Source organism: Ottowia pentelensis, from assembly GCF_964341695.1.
The window spans coordinates 1,997,002-2,013,669 of the sequence record NZ_OZ224513.1 but is presented as its reverse complement, the minus strand read 5'-3'; the positions used below and the strand labels follow the sequence as shown (position 1 = coordinate 2,013,669).

Here is a 16,668-nt window from a genome sequence, read left to right as displayed (position 1 = left end):
TTTTTTTGGCTACACAGTGGCTACACGGAGACTCACGGATTACCTGCAAAAAGGAATTCAACGATGGCACGCCCGAAGAAAACCGACACCCTGGATACCGCCCAGGCTATTGAATTGACTGCTGGTGCAATCCAGCGCCTGACGTGCCGCACCGACACCAAGGCCCAGGCTTTCCTGCGTGACACCAAGGCACCCGGCCTGCGCGTGCGCGTCACCAGCACCGGTCACAAGTCATTCGTGTACGAAACCAAGCTGAACCGGCAAACCATCCGCCGCACCATTGGCGACGTGCGCGCCTGGACCATCGAGCAAGCCCGCACCGAAGCGCGCCGCCTGGCCGTGCTGGTTGACGAAGGCGTCAACCCCATCGATCAAGAGCGCCAGCAGCAAGCCGAGCGCGAGGCCAAGAAGGCCGCCGCCGCCGCGCTGGCCGTCACGGTGGGCGACGCATGGGCCGCCTACATTGCCGAGCGCCGCCCCCACTGGGGCGAGCGCCACTACCTGGACCATGTTGCCATCGCGCGCCCCGGTGGCGAGCCGGTAAAGCGTGGCACGGGCGTCATTCAACCGGGGCCGCTGGCCGCTTTTATGTCCCAGCAGTTGCGCGCCTTGACGCCCGAGGCCGTGGAAAGCTGGGCCGCCCGTGAGGCGAAGACACGCCCGACACAAGCCCGCCTTGCCTTGCGCCTGCTGCGCGCTTTCCTGAGCTGGTGCAGCGAGCGAGTCGACTTCGCCGCCGTGGTGCCAGCGCAAAACCCGGCAAAGAGCCGCCGCGCCCGCGAGGCACTGGGCAAGGCCGGCGTGAAGTCCGACGCCCTGCTGCGCGAACAATTGCCCGCATGGTTCGCCGCCGTGCGCGCCCTGCCCGCTGCGCCTGCCGCCTACCTGCAAACCCTGCTGTTGACGGGTGCGCGCCCTGGCGAGCTGCTGGGCCTACGCTGGGACGATATGAACGTGCAATGGCGTGGCCTCACGCTGCGCGACAAGGCCGAAAGCAAGGGGGGCGAGGATGGCACCCGACAAATTCCCTTGACGCCTTATGTGCACCACCTGCTGGCCGGCCTGCCCCGGCGCAATGAATGGGTGTTTGCCAGCACCACGAAGCCGGCGCCGATAGCGACGCCGCGCTGGCCGCACGTTGACGCCTGCCGCGTGGCCGGTATCGAGCACCTGACACTGCACGGCCTGCGCCGCAGTTTTGGCAGTCTGGCCGAATGGCTGGAACTGCCCGCTGGCGTGGTGGCCCAGATTCAAGGCCACAAGCCCAGCGCCACCGCTGAAAAGCATTACCGCGTGCGCCCGCTCGATTTGCTGCGCCTGCACCACGAGAAATTCGAGGCGTGGATTTTGGAGCAGGCCGGCGTGACCTTCGACGCCGCCAAGGAGCCGGGCAAGCTGCGGGCCGTGACCCCATAACGGTACGTTTTGCGATACCATCACGCGAATCCGCGTCTACACCGACAACACCGGGCGCCCGCCCTTTGTGCACTGGATTGATGGCCTTTCCGACCGCATCGCCCGCGCCAAAATCCGCGCTCGCCTGACACGGGTAGAGGCAGGAACATGGGCGATTGCAAGCCGCTGCGTGATGGCGTGCAAGAGTTGCGCATCAACCACGGGCCGGGCTATCGCGTGCACCTGAGCAAGCAAGGCCCGGTGCTGCTGCTGCTGCTGTGCGGCAGCGACAAGGGCAACCAGGATGCCGAAATCCGCCGCGCCATCGGCTATCTGAACGACTGGAAAGAAAGGGGCAGACCATGAACACGCCGCACGATGCCAGCTATACCACCTGGCTGGCCCAATCCTTGAAAGACCCGCAAGAGGCCGCCGCCTACATCGAGGCCGCCATCGAACTGGAAGACCCCGCCGCGCTGCTGCTGGCGCTGCGTCACGTCGCCAAGGCGCACGGCATGGCAGAGGTGGCCCGCCGGGCCGATGTGGGCGAAAAGTCCCTGTTTCGCGCCCTGAGCGGGAACGGCAACCCGACCATTGCCACGCTGCACAAGGTCTTGCACGCCGTGGGCCTGCGCCTGAGCGTGACGCCTGAGCGCGCCCAAGCATGAAGCCACTCAAAACCTTGAAAGCCTAGCGGCTGGCAAAGCCCGCCGTGTGCGCCCGCACGGTGGTTCGGATCAAGCGCAGTCGGGCCGCATAAACAAGGCGACCCAGCAGCCTGTGGCGCCGAGCGACACACCCAGGACATACACGCATGGAAGCACCTCGCAAAGAAATCCAATTGCCGCCATCGGCGGATGGCTACTACCGCTTTGACTTGCTGCCAGGACTGATCGCCGACGCCCGCCATCGGGACGATGGGGGCCCCCCCGACCATCTGACGAGGGTGGTCATCTGGCGCGACGATGGCACGGAAGCGGGTCAGTACGTCGAGTGCTTGCCGCCAGAAGGTGCGAAGCTCAAAGACTTCACGCGCGCCGACGGGTGGACGCTGACGCCGATGCCGCCTAGAAAGCCGGGAGAACCCCCGCTTCCTCACGAACACGACAGGAGCCATGTCAATCTGTTGCCAAAGCAGCGGCGCAATCTCTGGCCCGATGGCGCATTGGTGGTCACACAAGAATGGACGTCGCACGAGTACGACCGAGCCTGTAGTTGGAACGAGGAGCGCGACCAGTATGCCGATCTATTGACGCAGGCGGCGCAAATGCCTTCGGACACTCCGGGGCGACTGCAGGTTGTGGACGGCAACCGCAACGAGATCGAGTACCGGGACGGTTTGTCACTGAACGGCGGCTACGTCCACATCGCCTGGTTGAACGCATGGGGCGATACCCAGCAGCCCGTCAACGTGTTTCACAACAGCCCCGCCACGACAGCGGAGCCGATCGATGTGTCCGAGCAACAGCCGCTGCTGCCGTGGAAGATGGAGGTTCAAGCCATCGCGGCGGAATTGTGGATCACCTGGCGCCAGATGGGTGCCAATCCGACCATCGCTGGCATCGTTGATCAGGTGGCAAAGCGCTGCGCAGAACGCGGCATCAAGACCTCAAGTGGCGTCAACCCGCGCTCGGGCTATCTGCGCACGCATGTGCTGAGTTCAAAGCACTGGACCCCTCCACCCGACGACCGGCGCGGGTAGCTGCGCAAGTTGCACAAGCCCCTTGTGCAGAGTCTGCACAAGCAGGCCTCAATACTGGCGAACCCTTATTTCATGCTGGTTTCCAGCCAGTTGCGTCGATTTGTCGCGGGTCTTGCCGAGCATCGCTTGTGCATTCAATGATCTCTTGTCAATCCCGGTGGAAGGCCACCGGGAGAGACGTGAGATCAAGCATGCAACACAGGTTCTTCAGCAACCCCGAGACGGCAGCTGCGGCCATCGAATACTTTCGTAGCCTTGCGCGTTGCGGTGCCGACGCCGCGGCCGATGACAGTCCCGCGACGACCGGCGCCGAAATCAATCTCCTGCTCAGCCTCGTGAAGGCCGCCTCCGTCATCGAAGCGACCGCCGGTCCTGAGACGGCCCCCGCTGAATCGGGTGCCAGCTACCCGTCGTTGCGCGATCTGACCCAGCCTGCGGTGCCCACAGCCCAGGCTGCCTACTACCTCAACCGCCGCCCGCAGACGCTCCGGGGCTGGGCCTGCGCTGAGACCTGGCCCGAAGGGTTGCGCCCCGTGCGCATCAATGGCCGCCTGGCCTGGCCGGTTGCTGGCATCAAGGCCGTGCTGGGGGTGTGCAATGAGCTTTGATCGCACCCGCCTGCCTGCCCCCAGCGACTACTACACCGGCACCGCCGCCCTGAAATTCTGCGAGCGCAAGGGCAAGTGGCGCACCACCGAATGCCGCTTTCACGGCCACGACTCCATGCGCATCCACGCCGCCACCGGCGCATTCGTGTGCATGGCTGGCTGGGGTGCGCGTGGCGGCGACGTGCTGGCCTATCACATGGCCGAACACGGCCAGGACTTCATCACCGCCGCCAAGGCGCTCGACTGTTGGCTTGAGGACGACAAGCCCCCGACGCGACGCGCCCGACGAATCGCAATCGAGACCTTGGACAGCCTCAAAACCCCCGAGGCGCTGCTGAGAATCAGCACCGTGGTTGCCGTCACCGGTCTGTCTGAATCGTCCATCCGCCGCAAGGTGGCCAGCGGCGATTTCCTCGCCCCCGTCAAAGATGGCACCCGCTGCACCCGCTGGGTTTCGGCCAAGGTGCAAAACTGGCTGCGGGCCAAGGGGGCGCAGTGACCAGCGCGGCAAAAAAACGGGATTTGTCCCATTTTCCGACGATCAGCATCCGCACGGCGCCCGAAAACGATCTGATCTACGACCAGTTCGGCATCGCCAATGCCGACGATTGCGCCCTCGCTCTATCCAACCGCGACAACGGCATTCAGGAGCCGCTGGCCGAGCTGGGCGCCGCGCCTGTGAAGCTGCTGCAGGACAGCCTGCGCCGCGCCATTGAATCGGTAATTGACGTGACCGAGTTCAACGCGCAGATTGAATTGGAGCGCCAGGACAGCGCCAACGTCGAAGCCCATCGGCGCGTGGAGTTCAATGCGATTCGAGGGGCCGACTGATGGGACGCGACAAGCGCAACAAGGGCGATTCCAGCCGCGTGGCAGGCGGCTTCTGCGCCATGCCTTGGGACGTGCTGGACAGTGCAGCCTATCAGGCCCTGAGCCACCCTGCGCGCAGTCTGTTGATGGAACTGGCGCGGCAGTACGTGCGCGACAACAACGGCAGGTTGCTCGCCAGCCAAGCCTATCTGGCAAAGCGCGGCTGGAAGTCCAGCGACACCATCACGCGAGCCAAGCGCGAACTGATCGATGCCGGGTTCATTTACGAAACCGTCAAGGGCCATCGTCCGAACAAGGCGAGCTGGTATGCCATCACCTGGTACACGTTGGACAGGCTGCCCGGCTACGACATGGGGGCGGTTGAAGGTTTCCAGCATGGTGCCTACCGAAAAACGCAAGCCCTACACCGTCTCACGGTGTAAAGAGGCCCGCCATAGCGCCGTCTCACGGTGTAGAGAGTGCGCCGTCTACACCGTCTCACGGTGCTATCAAGGTCGTTTTCGCGCCCTCGCCTACACCGCCAGACGGTGACCATCTAGATATGCCATCTCCTGCAGCTGTCCTGACTGCTATTGCCCAACCTGCATCGCCGCCGGTCAAGGCCACGGCCTGCGCTACGGTGCCGGCGCTTCGCTGGGGGCGAGCTATGGAGAGCATGCCACGGAGGGATCCCCGCGATTGACGGACGGGTCATCGGCATGTACTCACGCGGCATGAGCATACGCGAGATTCAAGGCCACCTGCTGCAGCTCTACGGCCAGGAAGTCTCCCCCTCCCTGATCTCGGCTATCACCGCCGAGGTCATGGGCGAGGTCCAAGAGTGGCAGGCTCACCCGCTCGATGCCATGTACCCGGTGGTGTTCTTCGACGCGCTGCGGCTGAAGATACGCGATGAAGGCGCCGTCAGGAACAAGGCGGTGTACCTGGCCCTGGCCATCGATGCCAGCGGCCACAAGGACGTGCTGGGCCTGTGGATCGAGTAAAGCGAAGGCGCCAAGTTCTGGCTCAAGGTGTTCAACGAGCTGAAGAGCCGCGGCCTGCAGGACATCCTGATCTGCGTGGTCGACGGTTTGAAGGGCTTTCCCGAGGCCATTGAGGCGGTGTTTCCCCAGGCCATGATCCAGACCTGCATCGTGCACCTGATCCGCAACAGCCTCGATTTCGTGGGCTGGAAGGATCGCAAGGCGCTGGCTGCACAGCTCAAGCCCGTGTATCAGGCGTTCAACGCCGAGGTGGCCGAAGCGGCGCTGGCAGCGTTCGAGCAAAGCGCGTTGGGCCAGCGCCGCCCGCCCATTGCCCAAGCCTGGCGCCGCCAGTGGAGCCAGGTGGTGCCGTTCTTTGCGTTTCCCGCCGAGGTGCGCCAGATGATCTACACCACCAACGCGATCGAGAGCTTGCACATGCGGCTGCGCAAGATCGTCAAGAATCGAGGCCGCTTTCCAAGTGATGAGGCGGCCACCAAACTGCTGTTTCTGGCCTTGCGCAACATCACGGCCAACTGGACAATGCCGCCGCGCACCTGGAAAGAAGCGGCCAATCAGTTCGCCATCGTCTTTGGCGATCGCTTCACGCTCTCAGCGAACTGAGAGCGTGAAACTTCCGGCCTCTGCACACAAAAATTCGGATAGGTCCCGCCAAGCTCATGGTCTAGGGCTCCACAAGCCGCCGCACCTGCATCAGCTCCGCCTCCAGCGCCCGCGCCAACTCCCGCAGCCGCTGCCGCTGCCCGCCCTTCCAGGCGTTGCGCGCCGCCGCCTGCCGGCCCTCTTCAGTCCTGGGCCCGGTCGATTGCTCCCACGGCCGCCAGCGCCGGATCAGCTCGGCCTGCCGCCGCCTGCGCTCCATGCTCCAGCCGTTGGCCATCGTGAATCTCCAATAGTTTGTTCGGCGCGGTCCTGGGTTTCTCCGCGCGAGCCCTGCCCTGGCCGTTGTTGACCTGCTGGTGCCCATGGGCGATGTTGGCCTGCCGGATGTAGGGCACGGGGTTCTTGATGACCGCCAGCGCCTCCACGGTGGCCCGGGATTGGGACTGGGCCTTCAGCGCCATGCGCAGCAGCGTCTCCATGGCGGGCAGCGTCTGCTGGCGCTCAGCACGCTCGGCCAGGTGGTGAAACATGCTGTCGAGCGTCAACGCCTGACTGGCCAGCATGCGTTCGTAGCGGTCCAGCTTGCCGGCCACCGCCTCGTCACCGGCCTGCCTGAGCTCGACCAGCAAGTCCAGCGAGTCCAGGGTGTTGTCGGTCTCGGTGTAGCGCTTCACGGTCGAAGCCGCTCCCGAGGACTGGGTCACCAGACGGGCCAGTTGCTGCGACGGAGTCTTGGCGCCCTTCAGGAGGTCGCGGATGGGCGTGGGCTCGGCGCAGGACTTCTGGGTCTTGCGGGTCTTGGCGGCCATCAGTCCTTGTCCTTCCAGGTTTCCACCCACGTCTCGATCAGCTCGCCGATGGTGGTGCGTTCGCGCGCGGCGCGGATCTTCAGGGCCAGGTGCAGGTCGGCGCGGATGTTGGCCGTCAGGCGCACGTCGCCCTCGGGCAGCTGGCCGGAGCGAGAGCTACTGCCCGAGGCGCGACGGGCAGGCCCAGCCGGGGGAGCGAGCTGAGTTGCTGACGTCCGCTTCATGATCGGATTATGCACTCATGTACTTACCTGTGTGCAAGAGTGTGCACCTCACCTGCGCGGTCGGCGATCACGCGGCGATCTGCCGGGCCATCTCCTGAACAACGGTGTGCAAGATGGCCCTGAGACAGCGCGCTTCGCCCGCCATCGTCGCCGCCAGCTCAGGGCGCGCATGGGCGATTTGAGCGTTCTCGGCTTCGACCTCGGCATACAGCGTTTCAGCTTCGGAAGCAACGCGGCTGCGCAGGTTTTCGAGCAGGCGTTCAGCCGTGCTTTTGACCAGATTCAGCGCCGCACCCGCCTCCAGCAGCAGGCCACGGCGGATGTCCGAGAAGTGCCGCACGCCCAGCACCGGCCAGGCCAGCTGGGTTTGTGCAGGCCAGCCGGTTTTGTCGAAGGCCGGTGAGTCGTAGACGGCGACGCTGAGCAGGTCGTAGAACGGCGCCAGCTGAACGCCTTCGTGCGACACCAGAAAGCTGAGGTTTTTCAGGTGCGCATCGCTGTTGCCGACCAGCACATTGAACACCAGCCAGCCAAACAGTCGCGAGCGTGGCACCGCCGGACTGCGGCAGGCACTGGCCAGCGCGGCCAGGCTTTCCATGCTGCCCTGGCTGTATTTGAAACTGCGGTCGAGCCCCAGCAGCTGGCAGGCGTCGATCACATGGCGGCGTTGCCAACCTTGCGCACCTGCAAGCCGATCGAAGCGATCAATCAGGTACACCGGTGACGGCACGTAGCGCCGATGCACCTCGGGCACCTCCAGCCCAAGCCGCCTGGCCAGGCGCATCACAAACCACTCGTTGATGACGGAATGGGGGTAGTCCGAATTCGGGTGATCGGGCTTGAGGATATGGGTGGAAGGCGTGGCGCCTGCCGGTTCAAACAGTGCGCCATCTTGCAGAACGACGGCCAGCTTGTGCTGCGCACCGGCCAGCGACATGCGCTTGATGGCGGCGTGCGTCAGCGGCGCCCTGGGCAACTGGCGGATGCGCGCCTGCAGCGCCTCGTCGGGCAAGGGGCGCAGGGGCTCGGTGGTTTGCGGTGCGGCCTCTGGCGGCAGCAAGGTCAGCGACCCGGCGGACTCCGCGCCGTACCAGGCCAGCAGGCCGAAGGCGTCGGCTGCGTCCAGCCGGGCATCCTTGGCCAGCAGCACCCGTTGATCCTCTTCTGGCAGCAGGTTGTCGAAATACCACTGCACCGGGCGCTGACTGGCGCCGTCCGGCAAAGGCTGCTGGGACAAGGGAATGTGCGGGCTGAGCGCAAAGCCCTTGGGGTTGGCCAGCCAGTCCGGGGTGTACTGAAAGCTCCACAGCCCCGCCACCTCCTGCAAGCGGCCAACTTCTTGCTGGTTGATCCACGCGCGCAAAGACCGGCCAGTCATGCCCCACCCTTGTGATTGGCCGGGTCGTTCAGATAAGCCGCCACAGTCTCGGGCACGTCCACCATGACACGGATGCCCAAGCCCGCCAGCACCTGAAAGAGCTTGCCCCACTGCACCGTCTCGCCGCCGCGCTCGATCTTGCCCAGGAAGTTCTCGCTCACGCCGATGCTGCCGGCGGCATCGTCCTGGCGAATCTTCTGCGCCTTGCGGCTGGCGCGCACCACCTGGCCGATCGCGGCGGCGTTGGGGATGGGTATGTTCATGATCAATCCTCACGTTGGCGAGGATTTTTGATCAAACCTGGAAGTTTGGCAATGAATCCTTATGATTGTGTGGATTTTTATAAACACAGCCCTATTACCCCGAAAATCCTAGCAATTTAAAGGATTTTGATCGCGACACGGCTCAAATTCGTTCAAGATGTCTTTGCTCGACGCTCATGGGAGCATGGATTTCTTCCATCAAGGAGATTGAAGAGTGCGAGGTCCAACCTCACTCAGGTTGATGTTCGACGGTCGACGTACAGAGAACACGCGCTCGGTTTAGGGGAAAGAAATGGACACGAGCCGCCCGGACGCTATGGCAATCCAGCCTGGATTTATGGAGTCTATTGAAGCCGCCATACCCTCCGCTCCATGGGGCAAGCTCCAGCGTTCACCGGATGAAACCATCACCCATGGTTTGCTCGACCACATGACGGACGTTGCCGCTGTCTCGCACCGACTGCTGCACATTCCCGCCATTGCCCGTGCCTTGCGGCGCACCGCAGGCGGCCGCACTTTGACCGACACCGACCACGCCCGCCTGGCCGTACTGGCCTATCTACACGACATCGGCAAGGCCAATGCCGGCTTTCAAAGGGCGATCTTGTCGGCGCCGATTGAATTCTGACCACCTGTGCCGATTGAATTTTGACCAGGGGGTTGAGGCCGAGCTTGGCGTGCTCGGCTGTGGATAAGTGTATGTCCTGTCTGGTTGGTTGGTTGGTCTGCTGACGGATGCGCGTGCAAAGGCGCGCAGGGCGTAGCCCGAAGCGGCTTTGCACGCGCGGCACTCGTTCATTGACCTGGTTCGGCGGCGGCCCCTTGAGGCTTTCTGCGCGCCTGCTCACGCCGGCTGATCTGACTCCTGGCCGTGGCACTCGAATGCCGGAAGCGATGACTCTCGTTGCCCGTCTCCACGATGTGGCAGTGATGCGTGAGCCGATCCAAGAGCGCCGTCGTCAGCTTGGCATCGCCAAACACCGCGCTCCACTCGGCGAAGTCCAGGTTGGTGGTGATCATCACGCTGGTGTGCTCGTACAGCCGGCTGAGCAAGTGAAACAGCAAGGCGCCGCCCGCCTGGCTGAAGGGCAAGTAGCCCAACTCATCGAGGATCACCAGGTCCATGCGCAACAGGCTGGCTGCGATGCGTCCGGCCTTGCCCTGGGCCTTCTCCTGCTCCAGCGCGTTGACCAGATCCACCGTGGAATGAAACCGCACGCGCTTGCCATGCTCGGTAATGCCCGCGATCCCCAGCGCGGTGGCCAGATGCGTTTTGCCGGTACCCGGCCCGCCCACCAGCACCACGTTGTGCGTCGCGCTGGTGAACTCCAAGCTTGCCAGCCGGCCGATCAGGGCCTCATCGACCGGCGAAGCCTCGAAGTCAAAGCCAGCCAGGTCGCGGTGCATCGGGAACCGGGCGGCACTCATCTGGTGACGGATCGAGCGCATGGCCCGATCCGTGGCTTCGGCCTGCAGCAGATGTTCCAGCAGCCAGTGGGTGCCGGCCATCTCCTGGCTGCCCTGCTCGGTCAACTCGGCCCAGGCTGTGGCCATGCCGTGCAGGCGCAGACCCTTGAGTTCGACGCCAATGTCGCGCGCCGTCGTCATAGCAGTGGCGGCGCTCATGACAGCTCCCCCGTCAGGCTGAAGGCGCGCAGGCGGTCATAGCGCGCGGTGTCGGCCAGCGGCGTCACGCTCGTGCGCAGCGCGGTGCTTGCCTGCTGCGGCGCCGCTGGCGCCGCCAGGCGAGCCAGCACGTTGACCACGTGCTCGACGCTCACGCGCCCGGATGGCGGCGCGCCTTCGAGCGCCAGCTCCACCGCCACCAGAACCGCCTCCAAGCCGACGCCGGGCACCAGCGCCAGCACCTGGGCCATCACGCGGTCACCACCAGGCTCGCGCAACAGGCCTCGCCTGAGCCGTTGCAATGGCTCGGGCAGGTCACGGAATGGGGCGCCGTTTCTGAGCGCTCCGGGCTTGCGCTGCAGCAGCGGCAGGTAGTGCTGCCAGTCGTAGTGTGTCTGGCCTTCGCCCGCCAGTCGCTCGTGCTCGGCCACGATGGCGTCGCCCGCAGCGATCACCACCCGATTCGGGTACAGCCGCGTGCTGACCATCTGTCCGGCCAGCTCGCAGGGAACCGAGTAGCGGTTGCGCGCCACGGCGACCAGGCAGGTGCTGGACACGCGAGCGAGCTTCTCGACGTAGCCATCGAAGGGCGCAGGCATGGGCATCAGGTGAGAGCGCTCGTGCTCCAGCATCTCGGCGATGCTGAACTGCCGATGCTCGGGGTGGCGCTCTTGCGCCCACAGCGCCCGGCATCGCTCGGCCAGCCAGACGTTGAGTTCCAGGAAACTGCCAAAGCGCCGCTGACCGGCCTCTACCCAAATGCGACGGCGACTGTCCTGCACGTTCTTCTCCACCACGCCTTTCTCCCAGCCGGAGGCCACGTTGCAGAAGTCGGCATCGAACAGGTAGTGGCTGCACATCACCGCAAAGCGAGCGTTGACGGTGCGGCCCTTGCCTTTGTGCACCTTGTCGACAGCGGTGCGCATGTTGTCGTAGATGCCGCGACGCGGAATGCCGCCCAGCGCCTCGAAGGCGCGCGTGTGGGCATCAAAGAGCACTTCGTGACCCTGGCCGGGATAGGCCACCAGCCAGAAGGCTCGACTCGCGCACAGCTTCAGGTGCGCTACCTGCAGGCGCCGGTAGATGCCGCCCACGACCAGACCCTCTTCACTCCAGTCGAACTGGAAGGCTTCGCCCAGCTCGAACGCCAGCGGCACGAAGGCGCGCGGCGCACCCGTTTCACCGCCACCTTGGCGCCAGGCGCGAATGAAGTCGGTGACGCGCGAGTAGCTGCCCTTGTAGCCCGCTGCCTTGATCTGCGCGTGCAAGGCCCGGCCACTGCGCCGCTCATGCTTGGGGCGCCTGGCATCGGCGCGCAGTGCCTGGATCAGCGCTTCGTGCCAGGCGGTGAGTTTGCCGGGCCTGGCGTCGCGCCGATACCTGGGCTGGCTGCCCTCGGGCGCCTTGACCCATTTCTTGACCGTGTTGCGCGACAGGCCCGTGCGCCGCGCAATCTCACTGAACGACAGACGGTCACGAAAGTGCAGCCGCCTGATCTTGCCCATCATGTCCATGGTGATCACTCCTGAATTCCCCGCTGCTTAAATGTTCAGCAGGTCAGTTGAGCACCCTGGTCAAATTTACTTCGGCACTTCGCCTCTCAGATGGTCAAAATTCGGTCGGCGGCAACATATCTGAAGGCCTCGCGCAACGCCGCGCTCTCGCCCTATGAGGTCAAGGCCGGATGGGACATCCCGGCCGTGCTGGACCAGGGCGTCAACTCCGACCTCCCCGGCGAAATGCACGCCGTGGTGCGCGAGAACGTCTTCGACACGAGGAGCGGACGCCACCTGTTGATTCCCAAGGGATCGCGTGTCTTGGGCTACTACAACACCAACCTGTCGTTCGGCCAGGAACGCGTGCAGGTGGTGTGGCACCGCATCATCTTTCCGGACGCTTCGAGCATCAACCTGGGAACGATGGTCGGCCAGGACGCCAGTGGCTATGCCGGCTTCCAGGATCAGGTCAACAACCACTGGGGCCGCGTCATCGGCGGCGCCGTGCTGTCCTCCCTGTTCTCGGCCGGCTTCCAGATCTCGCAACGGCCGCGCGACAACGCCAACCAGGGCCTCACCTCGGCCGAGATTGCGGCCGCAGCCGTGGGAATGCAGGTCAGTCAGGTCGGCGCGCGCCTGGCCGACCGCAACCTCAACATTCAACCGACGCTTGAAATTCGACCCGGCTACCGCTTCAACATCCGGGTGAATAAGGATATGCTCTTTGCTGGGCCTTACAAGGACATGCCACCGCTCTCCAGGTGAAACCTTACAAGAGCCGCCGCAGGGCGGCTTTTTTTTAGTCAACTGTGACGCGCATCAAAACGACCATCCGCCTGCTTGTCGGCGTCAACGAAACGTTGCGGGAAAGAGTCCGCATGCATGGCGACATGGCGTCCATCATCGAGCTGGCGATTCACCAGGCCGACTTCACGGGCATGAACATCCGGCAGCGGCGCGGTCGTCGCCACGCCGGGCTCGAACCGCTGCCATGGAGTGCACCGACCACCGTCTCCATCGGTGAACAGGCGTGGCAACGTCTGAATGTGCTGACTCAGGAAACCGGCTTGCCGCGCAACACGGTCATCAATCAAGCGCTGAGGCTGTATCTGGCTTCGACCGATCCTGGGCAGCCCGATCACTAATCTGACTGTGCAAACTGCATCATTTATGACACAGTAAGAATAACCGACACTACTACTGCTACCGAGCCTGCATTTGGTCCGTCCTCGCCAAGTCAGTTTTCCAAACAATCTATCAACCGTGACAGTCCGTACTGCGGCTTACTGCTGAATGGGCAGGCCGACGAGGCGCTCAAGCTCTGTAATCGCCAGGCCCGGCACGGTGTCGATCAGGCGCAGGCCTTCCAACGTGCACTCCAGCGTGCACAGGTCGGTGTAGATGCGTTTCACACAGGCCAGACCTGTGAGCGGGTAGCTGCACTGCTTGACCACTTTGCACTCGCCGGTCTTGGTCAGCAAGTCCATCATCACCCAGGTCTGCTTGGCGCCCACGGCCAGATCCATGGCACCGCCCACGGCGGGTATGGCGCCGGCCTCGCCCGTGCTCCAGTTGGCCAGGTCGCCGGTGCTGCTGACCTGGAAGGCGCCCAGCACGCAGATGTCCAGATGGCCGCCGCGCATCATGGCGAAGCTGTCGGCGTGGTGAAAGTAGCAGCCGCCGGGCAGCAGCGTCACGGGCTGCTTGCCGGCATTGATCAGGTCGTAGTCCTCTTCACCCGCGACGGGTGCCGGGCCCATGCCGAGGATGCCGTTCTCCGACTGCAGCACCACCTCGCGCCCCGCCGGCAGGTGGTTTGCCACCAGGGTCGGCTGGCCTATGCCCAGGTTCACGTAGGCGCCGTTGAAAATATCCTGCGCCACGCGTGCGGCGAGTTCCGTCTTGCTTCGTTTTTGATAGTTGCTCACGCTTGTATCTCCTTCGCTTGTGGCCTTATTTCCTGAAACCACCGGCCTGGGTGGCAACGCGTGCCACCTTGACCACCCGGTTGACGAAGATGCCGGGCGTGACCACCGCCTCGGGGTCGAGTTCGCCCAGCTCCACCACTTCATGCACCGTGGCCACGGTGAACTTCGCGGCCATGGCGCACACCGGGCCGAAGTTGCGCGCCGACATGCGATACGTCAGGTTGCCCCAGCGGTCGCCCTTTTCCGCCTTGACCAGGGCCACGTCGCCGTGGATGGGGTATTCCAGCACGTAGTGCTTGCCATTGATCTCGCGCGTCTCCTTGCCCTCGGCCAGCTCGGTGCCGTAGGCTGTGGGGCAAAAGAAGGCGCCGACACCGGCGCCGGCAGCGCGCATGCGCTCGGCCAGATTGCCCTGGGGCACGATCTCCAGTTCGATCTTGCCGGCGCGGTACAGCTCGTCGAACACCCAGCTGTCCGCCTGGCGCGGAAAGCTGCAGATGATCTTGCGCACCTGGCCGCTTTTCAGCAGCGCGGCCAGGCCGGTATCGCCATTGCCGGCGTTGTTGTTGACCACTGTGAGATCGCGCGCACCCTGGGCGATCAGACCGTCAATCAGTTCAATGGGGTTGCCCGCCGTGCCAAAGCCGCCGATGAGCACCGTGGCGCCGTCCTTCACGCCCGACAGCGCCTGGGCGATCGAATCCGCAATCTTGTTGATCATGTCTTGCCGTGTAGTAAGGGGAAGTAAGACCGAGCGGTGATACACCGGTAGTGGTCGAATTACGAACAAATGTTCGTATAATGAATTCTAGGACGAATTGCCATGCATGACACTCCTCCCGCTGTAAGTAATCCCCACAGGCCCGGCGACAACTACGTGCAGTCCTTCGCGCGCGGGCTGGAGGTGATCCGCTCCTTCAGCGCCAGCGCGCCGCAGCAGACCTTAAGTGAGGTGGCGGCGTGCACCGGCCTCACGCGCGCCGGAGCGCGGCGCATCCTGCTGACACTGCAGACACTGGGCTACCTGGAAAGCGACGGACGCCTGTTTCGCCTCACGCCACGCATTTTGGATCTAGGGTTTTCCTACCTGAGCTCCATGCCCATTTGGGACTTAGCCGAGCCCATGATGGAGGCGCTCGCCGGGCGCGTGCACGAGTCCTGCTCGGCAGCTGTGCTTGATGGGCTGGACATCGTCTATGTGCTGCGCGTGCACACCCACAAGATTATGAGTATTAACCTGGCCGTTGGCGCACGTCTGCCGGCGTTCTGGACCTCGCTGGGGCGTGTGCTGCTGGCCGCCCTGCCCGAGAGCGAGTTGCGCGAGCGCCTAACCAACCTGCCGCGCAAGTCCTTCGCACACCTCACGGTGCTGGATGATGAGACGCTGCTGACGCGCATATCCGACGCCCGCACGCAGGGCTGGTGCCTGGTTGATCAGGAACTTGAGGAAGGTCTGATTTCGGTGGCCGCGCCATTGAGAAATCGCAGCGGCCAGGTGGTGGCGGCACTGAACATCAGCGGACAGGCGAACCGCACCAGCATCGAAATGCTGCGTGAGAGGCTGCTGCCAGAATTGCTTACCACATCGGAAAAAATTTCACGCACCATCAGCATGCGCGTGCAGCCACGCTGACGCACTCCTGATTTCATCCCACACTGAGCGCTATGGATATCAACTTTACTTTGGAACAGCAGGCCTTCCGAAAGGACGTCCGTGAGTTCATCGCTACCCGACTGCCTTCAGCGATCCGCGAGCGACTTCGCCAAGGCCATTTACCCAACCGGGAAGAAACCATCACTTGGCAGCGCATCCTAGCTGAACGCGGCTGGTCGGCGCCACACTGGCCCAAGGAATACGGTGGTGCGGCTTTGGGCCAAGTAGAACGGCTAATTTTATTGGATGAGCTTTATCGGGCTCCTGCTCCGTTACCGCAAATCTTCAATATGAACATGCTTGGTCCGGTGCTGATGCAATTCGGCACCCTCGAGCAGCGAGAATATTTTTTGCCTAAGCTGGCCAACATGGATCTATGGTTCTGTCAAGGCTTCTCCGAACCCGATGCAGGTTCAGACTTGGCCGCGCTGCGAACCACCGCCCGGCGTGAGGGCGATTACTACGTCGTCACTGGTCAAAAGACTTGGACCTCCACCGCACAGTGGGCTGACTGGATCTTCGCCTTAGTGCGCACGGACCCGAAAGCACGCAAACAGTCAGGCATCTCGTTTTTATTGATCGACCTGAAAACGCCCGGCATCACGGTTCGCCCGATTCGATCGATCGATGGCACAGATCATGTCAACGAAGTTTTCTTCGAGAACGTCAGAGTCCCTGTGGCCCAACTCGTGGGCGAGGAAAACAAGGGCTGGGATTGCGCCAAATTCCTGCTGACCAATGAACGCACCGGCATTGCCAACGTGGGCCTCTGCCAAGAGCGCTTGGAACTGGCCCGCGAGCTAGTAGCGCACACCGGCACTGCAACAGAAGACCCCGGGCTACAACGCGAGCTTGCCGTCCTTGACGCGGAAATCCGCGCGTTAGAACTCACCAATTACCGCTTTCTGCTGACAGCATCCGAGCAAGCAGCCCTGCCAGCCTTTGCCTCGATACTCAAACTCAAAGGCACGGAGATCCAGCAGGAACTGCACATGCTGCTGGGCAAACTCGCTGGCGATGACGGGTTGGAGCAGCCACCGTCGGCCGAGCGGGGACCTCATCTGGTGCAACGGTATCTTTTCTCCCGTGCATTGAGCATTTATGGGGGCACTTCTGAAATCCAAAAGGATATCCTCGCTCGCGCTGCCCTCGCCTAGCCTGAAGACCA

The 16,668-nt window shown here is 63.5% G+C and carries 20 protein-coding genes and 2 pseudogenes; 14 read left to right on the top strand and 8 right to left on the bottom strand.

Features of this window, described 5'->3' with window-relative positions:
- Nucleotides 1-63 precede the first annotated feature (63 nt).
- From ACWHMB_RS09810 to ACWHMB_RS09770, 9 genes and pseudogenes are all read left to right on the top strand, one after another.
- The gene (locus tag ACWHMB_RS09810; protein ID WP_377483316.1) at nucleotides 64-1,416 is read left to right on the top strand and encodes a tyrosine-type recombinase/integrase; all 1,353 of its coding nucleotides are present in this window, start codon (nucleotides 64-66) and stop codon (nucleotides 1,414-1,416) included.
- A gap of 147 nt (nucleotides 1,417-1,563) precedes the next feature.
- Entirely contained in the window at nucleotides 1,564-1,761 is a 198-nt protein-coding gene (locus ACWHMB_RS09805; protein ID WP_377483318.1) for a type II toxin-antitoxin system RelE/ParE family toxin, read from the top strand.
- Nucleotides 1,758-2,063: an addiction module antidote protein gene (locus tag ACWHMB_RS09800; RefSeq protein WP_377483320.1), complete on the top strand. Its 306-nt coding sequence runs from the start codon at nucleotides 1,758-1,760 to the stop codon at nucleotides 2,061-2,063. Before ACWHMB_RS09805 ends, ACWHMB_RS09800 begins: the two co-directional genes overlap by 4 nt.
- Nucleotides 2,064-2,209: 146 nt before the next feature.
- The gene (locus ACWHMB_RS09795; protein ID WP_377483321.1) at nucleotides 2,210-3,097 is read left to right on the top strand and encodes a hypothetical protein; all 888 of its coding nucleotides are present in this window, start codon (nucleotides 2,210-2,212) and stop codon (nucleotides 3,095-3,097) included.
- A gap of 413 nt (nucleotides 3,098-3,510) precedes the next feature.
- The gene (locus ACWHMB_RS09790; RefSeq protein WP_377483342.1) at nucleotides 3,511-3,705 is read left to right on the top strand and encodes a hypothetical protein; all 195 of its coding nucleotides are present in this window, start codon (nucleotides 3,511-3,513) and stop codon (nucleotides 3,703-3,705) included.
- Nucleotides 3,695-4,204, top strand: a complete 510-nt coding sequence (locus ACWHMB_RS09785) for a helix-turn-helix transcriptional regulator (protein WP_377483323.1) — start codon at nucleotides 3,695-3,697, stop codon at nucleotides 4,202-4,204. Before ACWHMB_RS09790 ends, ACWHMB_RS09785 begins: the two co-directional genes overlap by 11 nt.
- A complete protein-coding gene (locus ACWHMB_RS09780; RefSeq protein WP_377483326.1) occupies nucleotides 4,201-4,536 on the top strand; it encodes a hypothetical protein in 336 nt (111 codons plus the stop codon). Before ACWHMB_RS09785 ends, ACWHMB_RS09780 begins: the two co-directional genes overlap by 4 nt.
- On the top strand, nucleotides 4,536-4,958 hold the full coding sequence (locus ACWHMB_RS09775) for a helix-turn-helix domain-containing protein (protein WP_377483328.1): 423 nt from the start codon (nucleotides 4,536-4,538) through the stop codon (nucleotides 4,956-4,958). The genes ACWHMB_RS09780 and ACWHMB_RS09775 overlap by 1 nt, the downstream gene beginning before the upstream one ends.
- Before the next feature lie 249 nt (nucleotides 4,959-5,207).
- Nucleotides 5,208-6,122 (top strand): annotated as a pseudogene (locus tag ACWHMB_RS09770) (IS256 family transposase); the annotation flags it as partial.
- 182 nt (nucleotides 6,123-6,304) lie between these two features.
- Here the strand turns inward: ACWHMB_RS09770 and ACWHMB_RS09765 are convergent.
- From ACWHMB_RS09765 to ACWHMB_RS09750, 4 genes and pseudogenes are all read right to left on the bottom strand, one after another.
- Complete coding sequence (locus tag ACWHMB_RS09765) at nucleotides 6,305-6,931, bottom strand: hypothetical protein (RefSeq protein WP_377483330.1); 627 nt, start codon at nucleotides 6,929-6,931, stop codon at nucleotides 6,305-6,307.
- Nucleotides 6,931-7,155 (bottom strand): hypothetical protein, encoded by a 225-nt coding sequence (locus ACWHMB_RS09760; RefSeq protein ID WP_377483332.1) that lies wholly within the window; start codon nucleotides 7,153-7,155, stop codon nucleotides 6,931-6,933. The genes ACWHMB_RS09765 and ACWHMB_RS09760 overlap by 1 nt, the downstream gene beginning before the upstream one ends.
- 67 nt (nucleotides 7,156-7,222) lie before the next feature.
- Nucleotides 7,223-8,533 carry a HipA domain-containing protein gene (locus ACWHMB_RS09755; protein ID WP_377483344.1) on the bottom strand — a complete coding sequence of 437 codons (1,311 nt, stop codon included), beginning with the start codon at nucleotides 8,531-8,533 and terminating at the stop codon, nucleotides 7,223-7,225.
- Nucleotides 8,534-8,556: 23 nt separating this feature from the next.
- Nucleotides 8,557-8,796: pseudogene (locus ACWHMB_RS09750) on the bottom strand (transcriptional regulator); the annotation flags it as partial.
- Nucleotides 8,797-9,088: 292 nt separating this feature from the next.
- On the opposite strand from ACWHMB_RS09750, the gene ACWHMB_RS09745 reads away from it, so the two are divergent.
- On the top strand, nucleotides 9,089-9,424 hold the full coding sequence (locus tag ACWHMB_RS09745) for an HD domain-containing protein (protein WP_377483334.1): 336 nt from the start codon (nucleotides 9,089-9,091) through the stop codon (nucleotides 9,422-9,424).
- A 167-nt stretch (nucleotides 9,425-9,591) separates the two neighbouring features.
- Here ACWHMB_RS09745 and istB read toward each other — a convergent pair whose 3' ends face one another.
- Together istB and istA are read right to left on the bottom strand one after the other, a co-directional pair.
- Nucleotides 9,592-10,422: an IS21-like element helper ATPase IstB gene (gene istB, locus ACWHMB_RS09740; RefSeq protein WP_377485458.1), complete on the bottom strand. Its 831-nt coding sequence runs from the start codon at nucleotides 10,420-10,422 to the stop codon at nucleotides 9,592-9,594.
- On the bottom strand, nucleotides 10,419-11,936 hold the full coding sequence (istA, locus tag ACWHMB_RS09735) for an IS21 family transposase (protein ID WP_377516452.1): 1,518 nt from the start codon (nucleotides 11,934-11,936) through the stop codon (nucleotides 10,419-10,421). The genes istB and istA overlap by 4 nt, the downstream gene beginning before the upstream one ends.
- Nucleotides 11,937-12,026: 90 nt before the next feature.
- Between istA and ACWHMB_RS09730 the strand changes: the two genes are divergently transcribed.
- Nucleotides 12,027-12,683 (top strand): TrbI/VirB10 family protein, encoded by a 657-nt coding sequence (locus ACWHMB_RS09730; protein ID WP_377516453.1) that lies wholly within the window; start codon nucleotides 12,027-12,029, stop codon nucleotides 12,681-12,683.
- A gap of 44 nt (nucleotides 12,684-12,727) precedes the next feature.
- Nucleotides 12,728-13,063, top strand: a complete 336-nt coding sequence (locus ACWHMB_RS09725) for a hypothetical protein (protein WP_377481240.1) — start codon at nucleotides 12,728-12,730, stop codon at nucleotides 13,061-13,063.
- A 138-nt stretch (nucleotides 13,064-13,201) separates the two neighbouring features.
- Here the strand turns inward: ACWHMB_RS09725 and ACWHMB_RS09720 are convergent, their stop codons facing one another.
- Nucleotides 13,202-13,846 (bottom strand): 3-oxoacid CoA-transferase subunit B, encoded by a 645-nt coding sequence (locus tag ACWHMB_RS09720; RefSeq protein ID WP_377481243.1) that lies wholly within the window; start codon nucleotides 13,844-13,846, stop codon nucleotides 13,202-13,204.
- Between the two features lie 25 nt (nucleotides 13,847-13,871).
- The gene (locus ACWHMB_RS09715; protein WP_377481245.1) at nucleotides 13,872-14,567 is read right to left on the bottom strand and encodes a 3-oxoacid CoA-transferase subunit A; all 696 of its coding nucleotides are present in this window, start codon (nucleotides 14,565-14,567) and stop codon (nucleotides 13,872-13,874) included.
- A 102-nt stretch (nucleotides 14,568-14,669) separates the two neighbouring features.
- Here ACWHMB_RS09715 and ACWHMB_RS09710 point away from each other — a divergent pair, with 102 nt between their 5' ends.
- Nucleotides 14,670-15,479, top strand: a complete 810-nt coding sequence (locus ACWHMB_RS09710) for an IclR family transcriptional regulator domain-containing protein (RefSeq protein WP_447648520.1) — start codon at nucleotides 14,670-14,672, stop codon at nucleotides 15,477-15,479.
- A 32-nt stretch (nucleotides 15,480-15,511) separates the two neighbouring features.
- Complete coding sequence (locus ACWHMB_RS09705) at nucleotides 15,512-16,657, top strand: acyl-CoA dehydrogenase family protein (protein WP_377481251.1); 1,146 nt, start codon at nucleotides 15,512-15,514, stop codon at nucleotides 16,655-16,657.
- The last annotated feature ends 11 nt before the right edge of the window (nucleotides 16,658-16,668 follow it).